We start from the raw sequence: 18,928 nt of genomic DNA on the forward strand, positions 1-18,928 counted from the left end.
TCCGGACCTGCTCCCAGTGACAATCTTGAAGACCTTTTGGCCCTGGCTGACGGGCGGGTCACCCGCTCCACCCTGACGGCACTGCACTCCTCAGTGGAGGACTACTGGCGTCGCGACGACCAGCACGGCGGCGCATCGCTTCGCCCCGCCATCGTGGGCCACCTCAAGTACGTCACCCAGATGATGCGGACCGCCCACGACCCGCTCCAGCGCGACCTGCAGTCCCTCGCCGCCGAACTGGCACGCCTCGCCGGGTGGGCATACTTCGACGCCCGCCAGTTCAGCACCGCGCGCACCTACTTCACCCAGGCCCTCGGCCTCTCCCACGGGCTGAACGATCGCCTTTTCATGGCCAACGTGCTCTCCTGCATGAGTCTGCAGGCCACCTATGAAGGCAACGCGGTGGACGCCATCGCCCTCGCTTGCAAGGCGCAGGACGCTGTGCGGCCCGCCGGTGACCAGCCGCTGGTGATGTCCATGCTCCACATGCGCGAAGCGTTCGCCCATGCCACCCTGGGCGACGCATCCTCGTGCCACCAGGCCATCGAACGCTCCCGCGATGCGTACGAGTTGACACGCGGCCGAGAGGACAAGGCCCCGGCCTGGGTCCGCTACTTCGACGAGACCAAGCTCATCGTTGACACCGGCATCGCCTATGCCCGTCTCGGCGAGGCACCGCGTGGCGAACCGCTGATCGCCGAGGGCCTGCGGCGGGAGGCGGCCGGGCGTCAGCGTGGCCGAGCCCTCCACGCCTACTGGCTCGCCACAGCCCAGTTCCAGCAGGGAAAACTCGACGCCGCCTGCCTCAGCGCCGCACTTGCGCTCGACCTGACGGCGGCCATCGACTCGCCCCGGGTCGCTGGGCACCTCCAGGAGTTTCGCCGCCGTCTCACTCCGTACGCCCGCGAGACGCCAGTAATCAGGTTCGAGCAGCGGATGCGAGAGGCACTGCGCTAGCCGGTGGCCTTGGTGGCCTCGTCCAGGAGCAGGTACAACAAGCCCACCAGGCTGCCGCTGCTGACGATCTCACGGCGGTCGATCATTCCGCGGATCTCGGCGAGCGGAATCCACTCGATGCGGTCCGATTCGTTCTGCTCGGTCGGCGGACCGGCGTACGTGGCGCCGTCGGCTCGGAAGACGTGGTGTTCGGAATCGGTGATGCCGTTCGCGGGCTGGGCATACACCAACGGCTTCACCGCCTCCACCCGCCAACCGGTCTCCTCCTCGACCTCGCGGACGGCGGCTTGCTCCGGGGTCTCGTCGGGCTCGATGAGCCCCATGGGCAGCTCCCAGCCCCAGGTGTCGGTGACGAACCGGTGCCGCCACATCATGAGCACCCGCTTCTGCTCATCGACCACGGCTGCGACGGCGAGATGGCGCATCCGCACCACATGGTGTTCCCAGCGATGGCCGTCCGGCTGCTGGACGTCCACGAGCCACAGGTTCACCCACGGATTGCTGTAGATCTGCCGCTCACCATGGACGGTCCACCGCATGAGCCACTCCCCTTTGCCGACGCGGCTCCCAGCATGTCACCCGGGCGAAACGCCGACGGGCCGGAAGCGCATCGCGCGCTTCCGGCTCGTTCAGCAGAGCAAGAAAGAACTACTCGCCGCGGTTCAGTCGCTGTGCGACCTCCGTGGCCCAGTACGTGAGGATCATCCCCGCGCCCGCGCGGCGGATGGAGGTCAGGGACTCCATGATGGCGCGGTCGCGGTCGATCCAGCCGTTGGCGGCGGCCGCCTCGACCATCGCGTACTCGCCGGAGACCTGGTACGCGGCCACCGGGACGTCCACCGCTTCGGCGATGCGGTGGAGGATGTCCAGGTACGGCAGGGCGGGCTTGACCATGACCATGTCGGCGCCCTCGGCCAGGTCCAGCTCCAGCTCGCGCAGCGATTCGCGGGCGTTGGGCGGGTCCTGCTGGTACGTCTTGCGGTCGCCCTTGAGGGACGAGCCGACCGCCTCGCGGAACGGGCCGAAGAAGGCGGAGGCGTACTTGGCGGTGTAGGCCAGGATCGACACGTCCTGGTGACCGGCGCCGTCCAGGGCCTCGCGGATGACGGCGACCTGGCCGTCCATCATGCCGCTCGGGCCGACCGTGTGGGCGCCCGCGTCGGCCTGGGCGCGGGCCATCTCGGCGTAGCGCTCCAGGGTGGCGTCGTTGTCGATCCGGCCCTCGGCGTCCAGGACGCCGCAGTGGCCGTGGTCGGTGTGCTCGTCCAGGCACAGGTCCGACATGATCACGATGTCGTCGCCGACCTCGGCGCGCACATCGCGCAGGGCGACCTGGAGGATGCCGTCCGGGTCGGTGCCGGGCGTGCCGACGGCGTCCTTCTTGGACTCCTCCGGCACCCCGTACAGCATGAACCCGCCGACGCCCGCCTCGACCGCCTCGACCGCGGCCTTCCGCAGGGAGTCCCGGGTGTGCTGGAGGGCACCCGGCATCGACTGCAGCGGCACCGGCTCGCTGAGGTCCTCCCGCACGAACGCGGGCAGGATCAGGTCGGCCGGGTGCAGCCGGGTCTCGGCGACCATGCGCCGCATCGCCGGGGTCGTACGCAGCCGACGGGGACGGGCCCCGGGGAAACCGCCGTAGCGCGTGCTCAAGAGCGTGCCCTCCTTCGCGATCCGGGCCGTCGCTCGCTCGGGCGCGTGACCGGGTCCCCGGCCTCGACCGCGGCCTGGCGCCGCGCCGCGCCGAAGTCCGCGAGCGCCTCGGCCAGCTTGAGCACCGAGGGCTCGGGCGACAGCACGTCCACCCGCAGGCCGTGCTCCTCCGCGGTCTTCGCGGTGGCCGGGCCGATACAGGCGATGACAGTGACATTGTGCGGCTTGCCCGCGATGCCGACGAGGTTCCGCACGGTGGACGACGAGGTGAAGAGCACCGCGTCGAACCCGCCGCCCTTGATGGCCTCACGGGTCTCGGCGGGCGGCGGCGAGGCGCGCACGGTGCGGTACGCGGTGACGTCGTCGACCTCCCAGCCCAGCTCGATCAGCCCGGCGACCAGGGTCTCGGTGGCGATGTCGGCGCGCGGCAGGAACACCCGGTCGATCGGGTCGAAGACCGGATCGTACGGCGGCCAGTCCTCCAGCAGCCCGGCCGCGGACTGCTCACCGCTGGGCACCAGGTCCGGCTTCACGCCGAATTCGATCAGCGACTTGGCGGTCTGCTCACCCACCGCCGCGACCTTGATCCCGGCGAACGCGCGGGCGTCGAGCCCGTACTCCTCGAACTTCTCGCGCACCGCCTTGACCGCGTTGACCGAGGTGAACGCGATCCACTCGTAGCGCCCGGTGACCAGGCCCTTGACCGCGCGCTCCATCTGCTGCGGCGTACGCGGCGGCTCGACGGCGATCGTCGGCACCTCGCTGGGCACCGCGCCGTACGAACGCAGCTGGTCCGAGAGCGAGACGGCCTGCTCCTTGGTGCGCGGCACCAGGACCTTCCAGCCGAACAGCGGCTTGGACTCGAACCAGGACAGCTGGTCGCGCCGCTCGGCCGCGCCGCTCTCGCCGACGACCGCTATCACGGGCTGCGAGCCCTGCGGCGACGGCAGCACCTTCGCCGACTTCAGCACCTGCGCGATGGTGCCGAGCGTCGCCGTCCAGGTGCGCTGGCGGGTGGTCGTACCGGCGACGGTGACCGTCAGCGGGGTGTCCGGCTTACGGCCCGCGGACACCAGCTCGCCCGCGGCGGCCGCGACCGTCTCCAGGGTGGCGGAGACGACGGCCGTCGCGTCGGACGAGCCGACCTCGCTCCAGCAGCGCTCATCGGCGGTACGGGCCTCCACGAAGCGCACATCGGCGCCCTGGGAGTCCCGCAGCGGCACACCCGCGTAGGCGGGCACGCCCACCACGGACGCGACACCGGGGACCACCTCGAAGACGATGCCCTCGGCGGCGCACGCGAGCATCTCGTCGGCGGCGTATCCGTCGAGACCGGGGTCGCCCGCGACGGCGCGGACGACCCGCTTGCCGCCGCGCGCGGCCGCCATGACAAGATTGGTGCTGTCCCGGAGTACCGGGACCTCGGCGGAGCCTGACGACACGTCAGGGCTCGCGTGCCCTGGCGTGCCCTGAGCTTCCGCGGCCACGCCCGGCCTGACGTGCGTACGCACCACGTCGAGCACGTGCGGGTCGGCGATCAGCACGTCCGCGGCGGCCAGTGCCTCTACGGCACGCAGCGTCAGTAGGCCCGGATCTCCGGGGCCGGCACCGAGAAAGGTGACGTGCCCGCAGCCGGGATGGTTAGGGGCGTTGGGGTTCAAAGTGCTCGCTCCCCCATAAGACCGGCCGCACCCTTGGCGAGCATCTCGGCGGCGAGTTCGCGACCGAGGTCCGCGGCCTGATCGGGCGACGCGGGTACGGGACCGGTGGTGGACAGCTGCACCAGCGTCGAGCCGTCGGTCGTGCCGACGACGCCGCGCAGGCGCATTTCGGTGACAACCTGACCGTCGCCCAACAGGTCGGCCAGCGCCCCCACAGGTGCGCTGCAGCCGGCCTCCAGGGCGGCGAGCAGGGAACGCTCGGCGGTCACGGCGGCCCGCGTGTGCGGGTCGTCGAGTCCGGCGAGCAGGGCAGTCATCTCCGCGTCGGCCGCGGCACATTCGACTGCCAGGGCCCCCTGGCCGGGGGCGGGCAAAACATGGTCGGCGTCGAGGATCTCGGTCGCCTCGCCGATCCGCCCGAGGCGGCTCAGCCCGGCGGCGGCGAGCACCACGGCGTCGAGTTCACCGGAGCGGACGTAGCCGATCCGGGTGCCGACGTTGCCACGGATCGGCACCGTCTCGACAGCGAGCCCGGACGACCGTGCCCAGGCGTTGAGCTGCGCGGCACGGCGCGGCGATCCGGTGCCTATCCGGGCGCCGGACGGCAGCTGCTCGAAGGTGAGGCCGTCGCGGGCGATGAGCGCGTCGCGCGGGTCCCCGCGGCGCGGGATCGCGGCCAGTGTGAGGCCCTCCGGCTCGGCGGTCGGCAGGTCCTTCAGCGAGTGGACGGCGAAGTCGATCTCGCCGTTCAGCAGCGCCTCGCGCAGCGCCGAGACGAAGACGCCGGTGCCGCCGATCTGCGCGAGCTGCTCGCGCGAGACGTCCCCGTACGTGGTGATCTCGACCAGCTCGACGGGGCGGCCGGTCAGCTCGCGCACCCGGTCGGCTATCAGGCCGGACTGGGCCATGGCGAGCGCGCTGCGGCGGGTCCCCAGCCGCAGCGGGGTGGCGGGGGCGGTGGTCATGCCCGGCCTCCCTTCGGGTCGTTCGGTTCGGCGGCGGCCGCGCGGCCCGGACCGCCCGTGTCGGCCCGGCTGACGGCGGCGACCGCCTGGGGGTCGAGGTCGAAGAGTTCGCGCAGCGCGTCCGCGTAGCCCGCGCCGCCCGGGGTGCTCGCCAGCTCCTTGACCCGCACGGTGGGCGCGTGCAGCAGCTTGTCGACGACCCGGCGCACGGTCTGGGTGATCTCCGAGCGCTGCTTGTCGTCCAGGTCGGGCAGGCGTCCGTCGAGCCGGGCGATCTCACTCGCGACGACATCTGCCGCCATGGTACGCAGCGCGACCACGGTCGGCGTGATGTGCGCGGCGCGCTGGGCCGCCCCGAAGGCGGACACCTCGGCGGAGACGATTCCGCGGACCTTGTCGACGTCGGCGGCCAGCGCGGCGGAGGAGCCCGAGCCGTCGGCGGGGGTGGCGGCCGCCTCGGCGAGGGACTCGATGTCGACCAGTCGCAGCCCCTCGATCCGGTGCGCCGCCGCGTCTATGTCGCGCGGCATCGCCAGATCCAGCAGCGAGACGGTGGCGGCGTGCCCGCCCGTGGGGCAGCCCGCCCGCTGGGTGAGCGCGGTGCGCAGATCGTCGGCGGTCAGCACCAGGCCGGTCGCGCCCGTACAGGAGACGACGATGTCGGCGTGCGGCAGCTCGCCTCCGACCCGGTCGCGCGGTACGGCACGGGCGATCAGACCGGGCCGCTCGTCCGGACCGGCCTCCCGCGCGGCGTCGGCCGCGAGGTCGGCGACGGCGACGTCGGCACCCAGCCCGGCGTGGTGGCCCGCGAGGGACTCGGCGAGCCGCAGGGCCCGCTCCAACGTCCTGTTGGCGATCACCAGTTCTGCCACACCGGCCCGCGCGAGCGTCGTCGCGGCCAGCGAGGACATCGAGCCCGCGCCGATCACCAGCGCGCGCTTCCCGGCCGCCCAGTCCGGCACCGGCCCGGCCCCGGCCAGCTGCTCCAGGCCGAAGGTCACCAGCGACTGACCGGCCTTGTCGATCCCGGTCTCGCTGTGTGCCCGCTTGCCGACCCGCAGCGCCTGCTGGAAGAGGTCGTTCAGCATCCGGCCCGCGGTGTGCAGCTCCTGCCCGAGCGCGAGCGCGTCCTTGATCTGGCCGAGGATCTGGCCCTCGCCGACGACCATCGAGTCCAGCCCGCAGGCCACCGAGAAGAGGTGGTGGACGGCCCGGTCCTCGTAGTGCACATAGAGATACGGAGTCAGCTCGTCCAGGCCGACGCCGGTGTGCTGGGCGATCAGGGTGGACAGTTCGGCCACTCCGGCGTGGAACTTGTCCACATCGGCGTACAGCTCGATCCGGTTGCAGGTGGCCAGCACCGCGGCCTCGGTGGCGGGATCGGCGGCGAGCGTGTCCTGCAGCAGCTTCGCCTGCTCGTCCCCCACCAGGGCAGCGCGCTCCAGCACGCTCACGGGCGCGCTGCGGTGACTCATTCCGACGACGAGGAGACTCATGCCGGCATCACGGCGGGCACATCCCCGTCAGGTCCTTGCCGAGGGCCGTCGCCACCGGACGCACCGGCGGCCGGGCGGTTCGCGGCGGCGGAGGCGGTGGGCTTGGGCGTCGTCGCGACACCCGGCTCACCGGTCCCGGCCGTCTCCCGCTCGGGAGGGGTGGCCTCCTCGCCCGCCTTGCGCTGCTCGTGGAAGGCGAGGATCTGCAGCTCGATGGAGAGATCGACCTTACGGACGTCCACCCCCTCCGGAACGGAGAGCACGGTGGGCGCGAAGTTGAGGATCGAGGTGATCCCGGCCGCGACGAGGCGGTCACAGACCTGCTGGGCGGCACCGGCCGGGGTGGCGATCACGCCGATCGAGACCCCGTTGTCGTCGATGATCTTCTCCAGCTCATCGGTGTGCTGCACCGCGATGCCCGCGACCAGCTTCCCGGCCATCGCCGGATCGGCGTCGATCAGCGCGGCCACCCGGAAGCCACGGGAGGCGAAGCCGCCGTAGTTGGCGAGCGCGGCGCCGAGATTACCGATACCGACGATCACGACCGGCCAGTCCTGGGTGAGGCCGAGTTCCCGCGAGATCTGGTAGACGAGGTACTCCACGTCGTAGCCGACACCCCGGGTGCCGTACGAGCCGAGGTACGAGAAGTCCTTGCGCAGCTTGGCCGAATTGACCCCGGCGGCGGTCGCGAGTTCCTCGGAGGACACCGTGGGGACCGAGCGCTCGGAGAGCGCGGTCAGGGCACGCAGATACAGCGGTAGCCGGGCGACGGTGGCCTCGGGGATTCCTCGGCTTCGGGTCGCCGGTCGGTGAGTTCGGCCAGTTGCCACGGTGCTCCTGCGGGTAGAGCGGGGCTGCGGGCGGCCGGATGGCGTGAGGCCGCCCCATCGACAGCAGGCTATGTCTTTGTGAACGCGTGCACAAAGATGGTGTCCGCTTTGTCCGAGCAAAGTGACCGGTGTCACGCGCCTTTTCGACCTGGCCACGGAACCACCACCAGCGTCGCACCGTTCCCCATGGACGCGCACGTACCGCGCGGGCGCCGACGGAGCCACCGAGGGGAGCACGGGCCCTCACTCCTCACCGTTTTACCCCCGGACAGCAACAAATCGCCCACGATCGTAAACCGACCGGGGCCCCGCCGCCGAACTCGTCGGTCCGGGCATCATGGAGCCCATGAGTCCGCTGTTGCGCCGTAGCCCCCGCAAGAAGCCCAGCGAGCGCACGGTGACGCTGATCGGCAAGCCCGACTGTCACCTCTGCGAGAACGCCGAGGCCGTGATCGAGAAGGTCTGCGGCGAGCTGGGCACCCCCTGGGAGAAGAAGGACATCACCCAGGACGAGGAGCTGTACCGGAAGTACTGGGAGCAGATTCCGGTTGTCCTGGTCGACGGCGCCCAGCACGACTTCTGGCGGGTCGATCCGAAGCGGCTGCGCGCCGCCCTCGGCGGCTGACGGACCGCCGTACGGCCCGGCTTCGCCCGCCCCCCTTTCGCGCAACCTGAATCCGCCCGACACCCTGGCGTAACGGTGAGCGCCATGGGCATGGCTATGCTCGCTCTATGGCCGCACTGGGATGGGTAACCCGCCGTCGACGACCCGCCACGGAGCGGAGCGTCCTCGCCGGAGAGGCTTCGGCCGAGGCGGCGCGCAAGTCGTCGGCCGAGACCCCGGCGCCGCAGACCGCCGCCGAGCCGGAGTTCCCGGTGGTCGGCGACGAGCAGGCGGCCGCCTTCTTCGACCTCGACAACACGGTCATGCAGGGCGCCGCGCTCTTCCACTTCGGCCGCGGCCTCTACAAGCGGCACTTCTTCCAGAAGCGCGAGCTGGCCCGCTTCGCCTGGCAGCAGACGTGGTTCCGGATGGCCGGAGTCGAGGACCCGGCCCACATGGAGGACGTGCGCAGCAGCGCGCTGTCGATCGTCAAGGGCCACCGGGTCGCCGAGCTGATGTCCATCGGCGAGGAGATCTACGACGAGTACATGGCCGACCGCATCTGGCCCGGCACCCGGGCCCTCGCCCAGGCCCACCTGGACGCCGGGCAGCGGGTGTGGCTGGTGACCGCGGCCCCCGTCGAAACCGCGACGATCATCGCCCGGCGGCTGGGGCTGACCGGGGCGCTGGGGACGGTGGCCGAGTCCGTCGGCGGCGTGTACACCGGCAAACTGGTCGGCGAACCGCTGCACGGCCCGGCGAAGGCGGAGGCCGTACGGGCCCTCGCGGCGGCCGAGGGGCTCGACCTGAACCGCTGCGCGGCGTACAGCGACTCCTCCAACGACATCCCGATGCTGTCGATCGTGGGCCACCCCTACGCCGTGAACCCCGACAGCCAGCTGCGCAAACACGCCCGCGATCGCGGCTGGCGGCTGCGCGACTACCGCACCGGCCGCAAGGCGGCCCGCATCGGCATCCCGGCCGCGGCCGGGGTGGGCGCGGTGGCGGGCGGCACGGCCGCCGCGGTGGCCCTCCACCGTCGCAGGCGCTAGGACCCTTCTTAAGGCACCGGGGACACCCTCCGGCGGGCCGCGCACCGTGACCGACCGTCGCCGTACGAGGGTGACCGGGCATGCCCGCCCTTGACTGATCGTCGCGCTGCGTGACGGCTTGGGCAGCGATGCGGCGGGTCATCGAACGACCGCGTCCGTCCCGTTTCAGTCAATCCGCGCTTGCTGCCCCATAGCGCCCCCGCCAGTCCCCTTACCGCTGGTTTGTCACAACACGCCATACCGGCGCACAAGCAGCGAAGGTTTTCGATCAACTCCCATACTGCATTCGGCACTTGATCAGTCATCAACCCATAACGAAGCAGACGGAAACGATGATTTGAGCAACTGGGTGTAGCGCCGCCTATACGAAGCGTTATTCTCCTTAGACGCAAACCGGTACCCACGCGTCCCTACGGCGGGTGAACGGTCCCGTACTGCACGTGATGGAAGCTCTGCCTCTGGGAGTCCCGTGTACCCACACGTCGGGGTTGACGCCTCGGGCCTGGCTACGCTGCGCGCAACGGTCCTCGACTGTCTGCGCGGCTTCGTCCCCACCGCGTATGCCGTCCCCGCCTTCGCCCTCGCCTCGCCCGTCCCTGCCAGTCCCTGCTATGCCCTCACCGATGGCGGAGCGGCGGTCGGCAGACGAACCCGCGGCTCCACCTCGACCTCGACCTCCACCGCCCGCCGACCCAGCGCCGACAGCGACAGCCGCCGGATGATGGACCTCGTGGAGCGCGCCCAGGCGGGCGAGGCCGAGGCCTTCGGGCGCCTCTACGACCAGTACGCCGACACGGTGTACCGCTATATCTACTACCGCGTCGGCGGCCGGGCCACGGCCGAGGACCTCACCAGCGAGACGTTCCTGCGCGCCCTGCGCCGCATCGGGACGTTCACCTGGCAGGGCCGCGACTTCGGCGCCTGGCTGGTGACGATCGCCCGTAACCTCGTCGCCGACCACTTCAAGTCCAGCCGCTTCCGGCTGGAGGTCACCACCGGCGAGATGCTCGACGCCAACGAGGTCGAGCGCAGCCCGGAGGACTCCGTCCTGGAGTCCCTCTCCAACGCGGCGCTGCTGCAAGCGGTGCGAAAACTCAACCCGCAGCAGCAGGAGTGCGTGACGCTCCGCTTCCTCCAGGGCCTCTCGGTCGCCGAGACCGCCCGCGTCATGGGGAAGAACGAGGGCGCGATCAAAACCCTGCAGTACCGGGCCGTGCGCACCCTCGCGCGGCTGCTGCCGGACGACGCCCGCTGACCCCGGGCAGCGCGGGCGCGACGTGTGGTCCGATCATCGGGAGGGCGTAACCCCTGTGCTGCGCCGCTCGTTGTGGGAGATGCAGGCGCCTCGCGGTCGTACCCTGCCCGTAGTCCCCTCACTCGATCGGGTGGACGCGCGCACGGCACGGAACCTCTGGGTGTCCTGGGGAGTCGACCGTCACGAGAAGAGGAGGTGCCGCCCGTGATCGCGAACGTATCGGCGCACCGGCGGGCGAACGCCTTCGCCGAGGCGCTGGAGGCCCTGGAGGCTCTGGAGAGCCGGCACCAGGCGTCCCAGGACACGAACGGGGCGGCCGGGCCCGAACCGTCCGGCCCGGCGACGGACAGCCCCGGCCAGCAGCAGCGGCTGATGGGCGTGGCGCGGCAGCTCGGCGAACTGCCCGCGCCGACACTGTCCGCCGACGTCAAAACCGCCCAGCGGGCCCAGCTGATCGCCGCCATGGAGGCCGCCTTCGCGGACGGCGCGTCCCGCGTCCCCGAGCAGCGCCGCCGCAGCAGCGGCGCCCACCGGGCGAAACCCCCGGTGGCCAGACTCCGGCCCCGCTCCCGCTGGTCCAAGGGGCTCGCGGCCGGGGGGCTCACCGTGGGAGTCGCGGCGGGCGCGTTCGGCGGCGTCGCCGCGGCCAGCTCCGACGCGCTCCCGGGCGACACCCTCTACGGGGTCAAGCGGGGCATGGAGGGCCTGAAGCTGGAGATGGCCGACGGCGACGCCGACCGCGGCCGGATCTATCTGGACCAGGCGTCCACCCGGCTGAGCGAGGCGCGCCGACTGATGGAGCGGGCCCGCTCCGGCGACCTCGACCACGACCAGCTCGGCGAGATCCGCCGGGCCCTGTCCGGGATGCGCCACGACGCCTCCGAGGGCCACCGGCTGCTGCGCGAGGTCTACAAGCGGGACGGCTCGCTCGGCGCGATGCGGGAGCTGTCCACCTTCACCACGTCGCACCGCGAGGGCTGGAGCCGCCTGCGCGATCAGCTGCCGGTCCAGCTCATGGACGTCGGCGAGCAGGTCAGCTCGGTCTTCGACGCCATAGACGATGAGGTCGGCCCGCTGCGCTCACTGCTGCCCACCTCCCGGGAGCAGCAGGGTGAGTCCGGCCAGCCGAGCGGCGAGCTGCCGCCGCGCCCCGGCGCGGTGGAGCCGGAGCGCGGCCAGCCGATGTCCTCCCCGGCCACCCCGAGCCACAGCCGCCCCGGTGACGCCTCCGCCAAGCCGCACCCGTCGGCGTCGGCCGCTCCGGAGGAGCAGGGCCTGGTGGGCGGCGCGGGCGGTCTGCTGGACCCGCCGACCGGCGCGGCCACGCCGAGCCCGTCCACGGGCAAGGGCGAGACGGGCGGCGGCAAGCCGTCCCAGCCGGACATCACGATCCCGCCGCTGCTGCCCGACCTGCTGCCGGGTCTGGACCTCGACGGCGACGACACGAGGTGATCGGTCGGTCGGGTCCGGCACCGCCGGACCCGACCGCGATCACTTAAAAGAACACCGAGCGACGCTGCACCAAGAGCTTGTACAGCGTGTGCTGGATCGTTTCCCTTACCTGGTCCGTCAGGTTGAACATCAGCATCGGGTCGTCCGCGGCCTCCGGCGGATGCCCGTCCGTCGGGATGGGCTCGCCGAACTGGATCGTCCACTTCGTCGGCAGCGGCACCGCCCCCAGCGGTCCCAGCAGCGGGAACGTCGGCGTGACCGGGAAGTACGGGATCCCCAGCAGCCGGGCGAGCGTCTTCGCGTTCCCGACCATCGGGTAGATCTCCTCCGCGCCCACGATCGAGCACGGCACGATCGGCGCCCCGGCGCGCAGCGCCGTCGAGACGAAGCCGCCCCGCCCGAACCGCTGCAGCTTGTACCGGTCCGCGAACGGCTTCCCGATCCCCTTGAAGCCCTCCGGCATCACCCCGACGACCTCACCGCGCTCCAGCAGCAGCTGGGCGTCCTCGGCGCAGGCAAGGGTGTGACCGGCCTTACGGGCCAGCTCGTTGATGAGCGGCAGCACGAAGACCAGGTCGGCGGCGAGCAGCCGCAGATGGCGCTGGGCGGGGTGGTTGTCGTGCACCGCGACCTGGAGCATCAGCCCGTCCAGCGGCAGCACCCCGGAGTGGTTGGCGACCACGAGCGCGCCGCCGCTCTCCGGGATGTTCTCGATGCCCTTCACCTCGACCCGGAAGTACTTCTCGTACATCGGGCGGAGCATCGACATCAGCACCTGGTCGGTGAGGTCCTCGTCGTAGCCGAAGTCGTCGACCTCGTACTCGCCGGTGATCCGGCGGCGCAGGAAGCTCAAGCCCTGGGCGAGCTTGCGCTCCCAGTCGCCGCCGCCGGGCGCCCGCTTCGGCGGGTGCGGGGGCATGGGCGGGGCGGCCGCCGCAGAGGTCTCGGGGTGCTGCTCCAGCTCCTCGTCGCGCTGCTGCGGTACGGGTTTCAGCGGGCCCTGGGACCGGTTCGAACGGCCCGCGCGCAGTCCCTTCCGCCGGGACCGGGGTTCCTCACCGAACGGAATGACCTTGGCGTCCGCCATGGTGGTGCGCTCCTCATTTCTGGGCTCCGGCGGGCAGCAGTGCGCCGAGCCGGTCGATGGTACGGGCGAGGGTCTCGGGCGGGAGCAGCCCGGGACCGCGGCTGTGCGCGTAGTCCGCGAAGGCGCCGGCGGTGGTGTACTCGGGATCGAACCCCAGGGTTTCGCGCATCTGGGTCGTGGCCACCACCCGGCCGTGGGTGAGCAGCCGGATCTGCTCGGGCGAGAAGTCGGTGATGCCGAGGGACCGCAGCGCGGTGCGGGCCCACCGGAGGGTCGGCAGCAGCAGCGGCAGGGTGGGGCGGCCCAGCCGCCGGGCGGCCTGGGACAGCAGCAGCACCCCGTCGCCCGCGATGTTGAACGTGCCGCTGTTGAGCGTGGAGCGGCGCGGCTCGGAGGCGGCGATCCGCAGCACCTCCAGGGCGTCCTTCTCGTGGACGAACTGGAGCCGCGGGTCGTAGCCGATGACGGTGGGCAGCACCGGCAGCGCGAAGTACTCGGCGAGCGGGGAGTCCGCGCACGGCCCCAGGATGTTGGCGAAGCGCAGCACGCACACCGCGACATCGGGGCGGCGCCGGGCGAAGCCGCGTACGTACCCCTCGACCTCGACGGTGTCCTTGGCGAAGCCACCGCTCGGCAGCGACTTGGGCGGGGTGGTCTCGCTGAAGACGGCGGGGTCGCGGGGCGCGGAGCCGTACACGCTGGTGCTGGACTTCACCACCAGCCGCTGGACCGACGGCGCCTTCTGGCAGGCACCGAGCAGCTGCATGGTGCCGATGACGTTGGTTTCCTTGACCGAGGTGCGATTGCCTCGGGCGCCGAGCGGGGTGCCGTTGATGTCCATGTGGACGACGGTGTCGACGCCGAACTCGGCGAGGAGTTTCCCGATCGTGGGGTGGCGGATGTCGGCGCGGACGAATTCGGCTCCGCCCAGCTGGTGTTCGGGAGTGACCGCGTCCACTCCGATGACCCGGTCGACGTCCGGCTCGCGCTGTATGCGCCGTACGAATCGGCCCCCCAGCCGGCGGGCGACTCCGGTGACAAGCACGACCTTTCCCAAGATCAGCGCCTTCCTTCCCACCCTCGTCCGAGCATTCCGAGCCGGGCTGTGCGGACCACCGTAACCGTTCGATGTTGCGCTGTGATGACCACTCGCCGCGCGGTGCGACGTTTTAAGCCGGGGCCCCCGCCGCACGCACCGCAGCCCTTCCACCATGGGTGGAAGGGCTGCGGGACGAACACAGCGTCGCTGGTCTTACTTCTTGTTACGACGCTGGACGCGCGTGCGCTTGAGCAGCTTGCGGTGCTTCTTCTTCGCCATCCGCTTGCGCCGCTTCTTGATAACAGAGCCCACGACTACCCTCGCTCACTTCGAATCACTCGGTGCGGGGCGTCCGAGCCCACACGACCTACATCGGGCCAGCCTACCCGCCACCGGGCGAACCACGTAATCCGAGGGTCGACGACCTTAGAGGCCTAAGCGGACTCCACCCCCACATAGGACTCGCGGAGGTACTCATGCACCGCTTGCTCCGGGACCCGGAAGGACCTGCCCACCCTGATCGCCGGCAGATGACCACTGTGCACCAAGCGGTACACGGTCATCTTGGAGACTCGCATCACCGAGGCGACTTCCGCCACGGTCAGAAACTGAACCTCATTCAGAGGCCGTTCGCCAGCAGCCATGACACACCACCTGAACCTTCCGCACATGTCGGGCACCGGCTTCCCCTCCGGTGACTCCTCTCGCATGCGCGCTCATCCCCAGGTTAGGGGCGGGTGATGCGAGTGGGGAAGAGGAGTAGCGATCGCACGCCTACTGTGACAGACACGCTCGATTGAGTACATAGCGAGTAAGCGGCCGGTAGTAACCAGACCGCACAGCGTCATCAAGTGGAACGGCCACGGACACCTGTCCCTCGGCTTCCCCGACGAACAGCGCGGGGTCGTCGGTATCGCCCAGTCCGATCGCGGCAAACCCCAGTTGACCTGCTCCGCAGACCCATCCGTGGTCCCCGATCACCAGCCCCGGCAGCGGCCCTCCGGACTCCGCGGCACAGGCGAGGGCGACGCGAACCGGGAGGGGCGAGTGACTGTGGGCGCCCGGCTCACTCGCGGTCGGCCGGGCGCCGGGTTCCCGCACCATCGCGACTCCCCGTACGTAGGTGAGCTGGTACGTACGTACGCCGAAACGAGTCGTTATGTCGACACATCTACCCTGCGCGGGGGTGAGAACAGGGCACCCTGCCGCCGACAGGGCCGACGCCAAGGCGGCGTAGAAACCCAGGAGGCGGTGGGGGTGGCCGGTGCCCAGGAGCACCGGTGCCCGGGTCTCGGCGGCCGCCCGGAGGCGGTCCGCGAAGGTCTGCAGGGCAGCGATCGTACGTTCCGGGTCGATCACATCGTGCCCGGAGACATGGGCCGGGTTGACCGAAACCCCGCATTTACTCCCCATGAGGCGGAGCAATTCGGTGAACGACCAGTCGTATTCGGGCTCCAGACCGAGCAGCACCCGGGGGTCGCGGGCGGCGAAGAGCCGGTAGCGGCGGAGGCTCTCCTCCCGGCTGGTGGTCACCGGCCCGGCGAGCCGCGCCGCCAGCAGATGCGCACGCAGCGCGGCGGTACTCAACACCCCACCGATGCTGCTGGATCCCCGACCGCGCCCGGGGGCGAACGCCCCGAGTTCCCACGGTCGGCCTAACCCCGGCGTACGAAAGTAAGAGTTACGGGAGCAGGCCGTGGTGGGGGAAGGCGGCCCGGCGGGTCGCCAGGATCGCCTGGTCCAGGCGGTCCGCCGGGTCGTAGCCGGACTCGGCGAAGTCCTGCCAGCGCGGCTCGCGCCCGTCCGTCATCCGGCGCGGCGCCTCCAGCCGGGTCCGCCGGTACACCTCGCTCCGCCACTCCTCCGGCACCTCGGCCTCGGGCTCCACCGGACGCCCCGCCGCGATCGCCACCAGATGCGTCCACGACCTCGGCACCACGTCCACCACCGCGTAGCCGCCGCCCCCGAGGGCCACCCAGCGGCCGTCCGCGTGGTCGTGGGCCAGCCGGTGGCAGCTCTCCGCCACCGCGCGCTGCGCGTCCACGGTCACGCCCAGATGCGCGAGCGGGTCCTCGATGTGGGTGTCCGCGCCGTGCTGGGTCACCAGCGCCTGCGGGCGGAAGGCGGCCAGCAGCTCCGGCACGACCGCGTGGTAGGCCCGCAGCCAGCCCGCGTCCCCGGTCCCGGCCGGGAGCGCCACGTTCACCGCGGAGCCCTCGGCGCCCGCACCGCCGGTCTCCTCCGGCCATCCGGTCTGCGGGAAGAGGGTGCGGGGGTGCTCGTGCAGCGAGATGGTCAGCACCCGGGGATCGTCCCAGAACGCCGCCTGCACGCCGTCGCCGTGGTGCACGTCCACATCCACGTACGCGACCCGCTCGGCGCCCAGCTCCAGCAGCCGGGCCACCGCCAGCGACGCGTCGTTGTAGACGCAGAACCCGGAGGCGCCGCCGGGCATCGCGTGGTGCAGCCCGCCCGCGAAGTTCACCGCGTGCAGCGCCTCGCCGCGCCACACGCTCTCCGCCGCGCCCACCGACTGCCCGGCGATCAGCGCCGACGCCTCGTGCATTCCGGCGAACGCCGGGTCGTCCATCGTCCCGAGCCCGTACGAACCGTCCGCGGCCGCCGGATCGGCCGACGCCCGCCGCACCGCGTCGATGTACTCCTGGTGGTGGACCAGCCGCAGCGTCGAGTCGCCGGCCGCCTTGGCGGCCACCACCCCGACCGCCCGGTCGAGCCCGTACGCCTCCACCAACCGCATGGTCAGCGCGAGCCGGACCGGGTCCATCGGATGCCCGGCGCCGAAGTCGTACCGGGTTACTTCCTCATCCCACATCAACTGTGCGCGGCCGCTCATGCCCGTCACCGTATCGGGCTGGTGCAGCCGTGAACGACCTCGCGTAGACCAGCGTCACGAGGACGAGCGCCATCGGCACGAGCATCGCCCCGCGATAGCTCCACGCGCCCCCCAGCGCGCCCACGAGCGGCGAACCGATCAGAAAGCCCACGTAATTGAAGATATTCAGGCGCGCGATGGCCGCGTCCGATGCCCCGGGGAAGAGCCGCCCGGCGGCGGCGAACGTCTGCGGCACCAGCACGCACAGCCCGAGCCCCAGCAGCGTGAACCCGAGCATCCCCACCCAGGCGCCGGGCGCCGCCGCGACGACCGCGAACCCGCCCGCCGCGAGCAGCGACCCGGCCCGGACGACGGCGGCCGCCCCGAAGCGCCGCACGCCGAGGTCACCGAAGGTGCGGCCGAGAAGGGTGGTGACCATATAGACGTTGTACGGCACCGTCGCCAGCTGGTCGGAGCTGTGCAGCACGTCCTCCAGGTACTTGGCGGACCAGTTGGAGACCGTGGAGTCGCCGATGTAGGCGAAGGCCATGACGAGGCAGAGCGGCATCAGCAGCTTCATGTTCACGGCCCCGCCCTGCGCCGTGTTGTCCTTCTCCCGGCCGCTCTCGTCGTCCGCGTACCAGCGGGCCGCGATGAACGCGACGGGCACGAGGACCGCCACCAGCGGCGCGTACAGCACGGGCAGCGCCAGGTCCCAGTGCGCGCCCGCCCAGGCGAGCGAGGCCCCGGCGATCCCGCCCAGGCTGTACGCGGCGTGGAAGCCGAGCATGATGCTGCGCCCGTACGCACGCTGCAGGCTCACCCCGAGCATGTTCATCGACGCGTCGAGCGCGCCCACGGTGAGGCCGAAGACCGCGAGCGCGACGGCGAGCTGCCACACGGCCGTGCCCGATCCAGCGGCGAGCAGGGCGAGCGAGACGACGGGCTGGACCCAGCGCAGCACCCGGCCGGGCCGTACGCGTTTGACGAGGTGTTCGGTGGCGACGCTGCCCACCCCGGCCAGCACGGGCACGGCGGCGAGGAAGGCGGGCAGCATCGCGTCGGATATCCCGTAGCGGTCCTGCAGCGCGGGTATCCGGGTCACGAGCAGAGCGAAGATCGCGCCCTGGATGAAGAAGCTGATGGCCAGCGAGGCCCGGCCATGCCGCAGCCGCGGGCCCGGGCGCGTATCCGTCATGGCCGAGGAGCGTAGGCCCCCGGCGCTACTTGTGGGTAGAGCTGAGCACTATTCGCAGTTCGGCCATCTCGGAGAAGTGGGCCAGGGCGCCGGGGAGCCGGTCGGCCGGGGTCATGGCCGTGTAGCCGTACGCGTCCATCCCGGCGGCCACGGCGGCCCGCACGCCGAGCGGGCTGTCCTCGACGACGGCGCACTGCTCCGGGGTGACGCCCATGTTCTTGGCGGCGTGGAGGAACAGGTCGGGGGCGGGCTTGCCGCGGCCCACGTCCTCGGAGCTGAAGATGCGGTCCTCGCCGAAGAAGTCGTAGAGCCCGGTCTTCCGCAGGGCGACCCGTATGCGCTCATGGCTTCCGGAGGAGGCGACGCAGTACGGAATCCCGTCCGCCCGCAGCCCGCTCAGCGTCGCGGCGATCCCGGCGACGGGCTCCAGCTCCTGGCGGAAGGCGGCGAAGACGCGGGAGTGGAAGGTGGTGTCGAAGTCGGCGGGGAGCCGCTGTCCGGTGCGCTCCAGGACCAGGTCGTGGATGCGGTGCATGGCGGAGCCCATGTAGTCCCGCAGGGAGTCCTCGTAGCTGGTGGGATGCCCCAGCTCGGTGAGATAGCCCGCGAGGAGCCGATTGGAGATCGGCTCGCTGTCGACGAGCACTCCGTCGTTGTCGAAGATGACCATGTCGTAGCGCATGGCATGCAGCCTACAAACACGAAAAGGCCCTGTCGGGAGCTTCAAGCTCCCAACAGGGCCTTTTCCAATGATTGTTCGGCGGCGTCCTACTCTCCCACAGGGTCCCCCCTGCAGTACCATCGGCGCTGAAAGGCTTAGCTTCCGGGTTCGGAATGTAACCGGGC

General features: G+C 71.2%; 19 protein-coding genes and 1 rRNA gene. 5 read left to right on the forward strand and 15 right to left on the reverse strand.

The features are described 5' to 3' along the window. The first annotated feature begins 36 nt into the window (after positions 1 to 36). Positions 37 to 957 carry a hypothetical protein gene (locus ACWC5C_RS33960; RefSeq protein WP_450881791.1) on the forward strand — a complete coding sequence of 307 codons (921 nt, stop codon included), beginning with the start codon at positions 37 to 39 and terminating at the stop codon, positions 955 to 957. Here the strand turns inward: ACWC5C_RS33960 and ACWC5C_RS33965 are convergent. From ACWC5C_RS33965 to ACWC5C_RS33990, 6 genes are all read right to left on the reverse strand, one after another. Next, positions 954 to 1,496: an NUDIX hydrolase gene (locus tag ACWC5C_RS33965; protein ID WP_450881793.1), complete on the reverse strand. Its 543-nt coding sequence runs from the start codon at positions 1,494 to 1,496 to the stop codon at positions 954 to 956. The two genes, ACWC5C_RS33960 and ACWC5C_RS33965, sit on opposite strands and share 4 nt — an antisense overlap. A gap of 109 nt (positions 1,497 to 1,605) precedes the next feature. Continuing rightward, positions 1,606 to 2,610 (reverse strand): porphobilinogen synthase, encoded by a 1,005-nt coding sequence (hemB, locus tag ACWC5C_RS33970; RefSeq protein WP_450881795.1) that lies wholly within the window; start codon positions 2,608 to 2,610, stop codon positions 1,606 to 1,608. Next, positions 2,607 to 4,271 (reverse strand): uroporphyrinogen-III synthase, encoded by a 1,665-nt coding sequence (locus tag ACWC5C_RS33975; RefSeq protein WP_450881797.1) that lies wholly within the window; start codon positions 4,269 to 4,271, stop codon positions 2,607 to 2,609. The genes hemB and ACWC5C_RS33975 overlap by 4 nt, the downstream gene beginning before the upstream one ends. Continuing rightward, positions 4,268 to 5,236, reverse strand: a complete 969-nt coding sequence (gene hemC / locus ACWC5C_RS33980; protein WP_450881799.1) for a hydroxymethylbilane synthase — start codon at positions 5,234 to 5,236, stop codon at positions 4,268 to 4,270. The genes ACWC5C_RS33975 and hemC overlap by 4 nt, the downstream gene beginning before the upstream one ends. Continuing rightward, entirely contained in the window at positions 5,233 to 6,732 is a 1,500-nt protein-coding gene (locus ACWC5C_RS33985; RefSeq protein ID WP_450881801.1) for a glutamyl-tRNA reductase, read from the reverse strand. Before ACWC5C_RS33985 ends, hemC begins: the two co-directional genes overlap by 4 nt. Beyond that, entirely contained in the window at positions 6,729 to 7,562 is an 834-nt protein-coding gene (locus ACWC5C_RS33990; RefSeq protein WP_450881803.1) for a redox-sensing transcriptional repressor Rex, read from the reverse strand. The genes ACWC5C_RS33985 and ACWC5C_RS33990 overlap by 4 nt, the downstream gene beginning before the upstream one ends. 346 nt (positions 7,563 to 7,908) lie before the next feature. Here ACWC5C_RS33990 and ACWC5C_RS33995 point away from each other — a divergent pair, with 346 nt between their 5' ends. The 4 genes from ACWC5C_RS33995 (at position 7,909) to ACWC5C_RS34010 (ending at position 11,925) form a co-directional block, all read left to right on the forward strand. Beyond that, entirely contained in the window at positions 7,909 to 8,187 is a 279-nt protein-coding gene (locus tag ACWC5C_RS33995) for a glutaredoxin family protein (RefSeq protein WP_450881805.1), read from the forward strand. A 107-nt stretch (positions 8,188 to 8,294) separates the two neighbouring features. Then, on the forward strand, positions 8,295 to 9,218 hold the full coding sequence (locus ACWC5C_RS34000; RefSeq protein ID WP_450881807.1) for an HAD family hydrolase: 924 nt from the start codon (positions 8,295 to 8,297) through the stop codon (positions 9,216 to 9,218). 469 nt (positions 9,219 to 9,687) lie between these two features. Next, the gene (locus ACWC5C_RS34005; protein ID WP_385440850.1) at positions 9,688 to 10,473 is read left to right on the forward strand and encodes an ECF subfamily RNA polymerase sigma factor, BldN family; all 786 of its coding nucleotides are present in this window, start codon (positions 9,688 to 9,690) and stop codon (positions 10,471 to 10,473) included. Positions 10,474 to 10,677: 204 nt separating this feature from the next. Further along, complete coding sequence (locus ACWC5C_RS34010) at positions 10,678 to 11,925, forward strand: DUF5667 domain-containing protein (RefSeq protein ID WP_450881809.1); 1,248 nt, start codon at positions 10,678 to 10,680, stop codon at positions 11,923 to 11,925. Positions 11,926 to 11,968: 43 nt separating this feature from the next. Here ACWC5C_RS34010 and ACWC5C_RS34015 read toward each other — a convergent pair whose 3' ends face one another. From ACWC5C_RS34015 to rrf, 9 genes are all read right to left on the reverse strand, one after another. Then, positions 11,969 to 13,012, reverse strand: a complete 1,044-nt coding sequence (locus tag ACWC5C_RS34015) for a lysophospholipid acyltransferase family protein (RefSeq protein ID WP_450881811.1) — start codon at positions 13,010 to 13,012, stop codon at positions 11,969 to 11,971. 13 nt (positions 13,013 to 13,025) lie between these two features. Next, entirely contained in the window at positions 13,026 to 14,069 is a 1,044-nt protein-coding gene (locus ACWC5C_RS34020) for an NAD-dependent epimerase/dehydratase family protein (protein ID WP_450881813.1), read from the reverse strand. Positions 14,070 to 14,264: 195 nt separating this feature from the next. Beyond that, positions 14,265 to 14,363: a 30S ribosomal protein bS22 gene (locus ACWC5C_RS34025; RefSeq protein WP_003948845.1), complete on the reverse strand. Its 99-nt coding sequence runs from the start codon at positions 14,361 to 14,363 to the stop codon at positions 14,265 to 14,267. Positions 14,364 to 14,485: 122 nt separating this feature from the next. Further along, the gene (locus ACWC5C_RS34030; RefSeq protein WP_014053989.1) at positions 14,486 to 14,695 is read right to left on the reverse strand and encodes a helix-turn-helix domain-containing protein; all 210 of its coding nucleotides are present in this window, start codon (positions 14,693 to 14,695) and stop codon (positions 14,486 to 14,488) included. 130 nt (positions 14,696 to 14,825) lie between these two features. Beyond that, positions 14,826 to 15,641 (reverse strand): phosphatase, encoded by an 816-nt coding sequence (locus ACWC5C_RS34035; protein ID WP_385440860.1) that lies wholly within the window; start codon positions 15,639 to 15,641, stop codon positions 14,826 to 14,828. Between the two features lie 91 nt (positions 15,642 to 15,732). Then, the gene (locus ACWC5C_RS34040; protein ID WP_450881816.1) at positions 15,733 to 16,905 is read right to left on the reverse strand and encodes an acetoin utilization protein AcuC; all 1,173 of its coding nucleotides are present in this window, start codon (positions 16,903 to 16,905) and stop codon (positions 15,733 to 15,735) included. Beyond that, positions 16,874 to 18,082 carry an MFS transporter gene (locus ACWC5C_RS34045; protein WP_450881818.1) on the reverse strand — a complete coding sequence of 403 codons (1,209 nt, stop codon included), beginning with the start codon at positions 18,080 to 18,082 and terminating at the stop codon, positions 16,874 to 16,876. Before ACWC5C_RS34045 ends, ACWC5C_RS34040 begins: the two co-directional genes overlap by 32 nt. Before the next feature lie 25 nt (positions 18,083 to 18,107). Then, entirely contained in the window at positions 18,108 to 18,764 is a 657-nt protein-coding gene (locus ACWC5C_RS34050) for an HAD family hydrolase (protein WP_450881820.1), read from the reverse strand. A 73-nt stretch (positions 18,765 to 18,837) separates the two neighbouring features. Then, positions 18,838 to 18,928: ribosomal RNA gene (rrf, locus tag ACWC5C_RS34055) — 5S ribosomal RNA — on the reverse strand; the annotation flags it as partial.

Source organism: Streptomyces sp. NPDC001700, assembly GCF_053596435.1.

Coding starts and splice junctions, on each gene's coding strand:
- ACWC5C_RS33965 (WP_450881793.1), bottom strand. CDS start 1,496: ATGCGGTGGACCGTCCATGGTGAGCGGCAGATCTACAGCAATCCGTGG.
- hemC (WP_450881799.1), bottom strand. CDS start 5,236: ATGACCACCGCCCCCGCCACCCCGCTGCGGCTGGGGACCCGCCGCAGC.
- ACWC5C_RS33985 (WP_450881801.1), bottom strand. CDS start 6,732: ATGAGTCTCCTCGTCGTCGGAATGAGTCACCGCAGCGCGCCCGTGAGC.
- ACWC5C_RS33995 (WP_450881805.1), top strand. CDS start 7,909: ATGAGTCCGCTGTTGCGCCGTAGCCCCCGCAAGAAGCCCAGCGAGCGC.
- ACWC5C_RS34000 (WP_450881807.1), top strand. CDS start 8,295: ATGGCCGCACTGGGATGGGTAACCCGCCGTCGACGACCCGCCACGGAG.
- ACWC5C_RS34015 (WP_450881811.1), bottom strand. CDS start 13,012: ATGGCGGACGCCAAGGTCATTCCGTTCGGTGAGGAACCCCGGTCCCGG.
- ACWC5C_RS34030 (WP_014053989.1), bottom strand. CDS start 14,695: ATGGCTGCTGGCGAACGGCCTCTGAATGAGGTTCAGTTTCTGACCGTG.
- ACWC5C_RS34040 (WP_450881816.1), bottom strand. CDS start 16,905: ATGAGCGGCCGCGCACAGTTGATGTGGGATGAGGAAGTAACCCGGTAC.
- ACWC5C_RS34045 (WP_450881818.1), bottom strand. CDS start 18,082: ATGACGGATACGCGCCCGGGCCCGCGGCTGCGGCATGGCCGGGCCTCG.
- ACWC5C_RS34050 (WP_450881820.1), bottom strand. CDS start 18,764: ATGCGCTACGACATGGTCATCTTCGACAACGACGGAGTGCTCGTCGAC.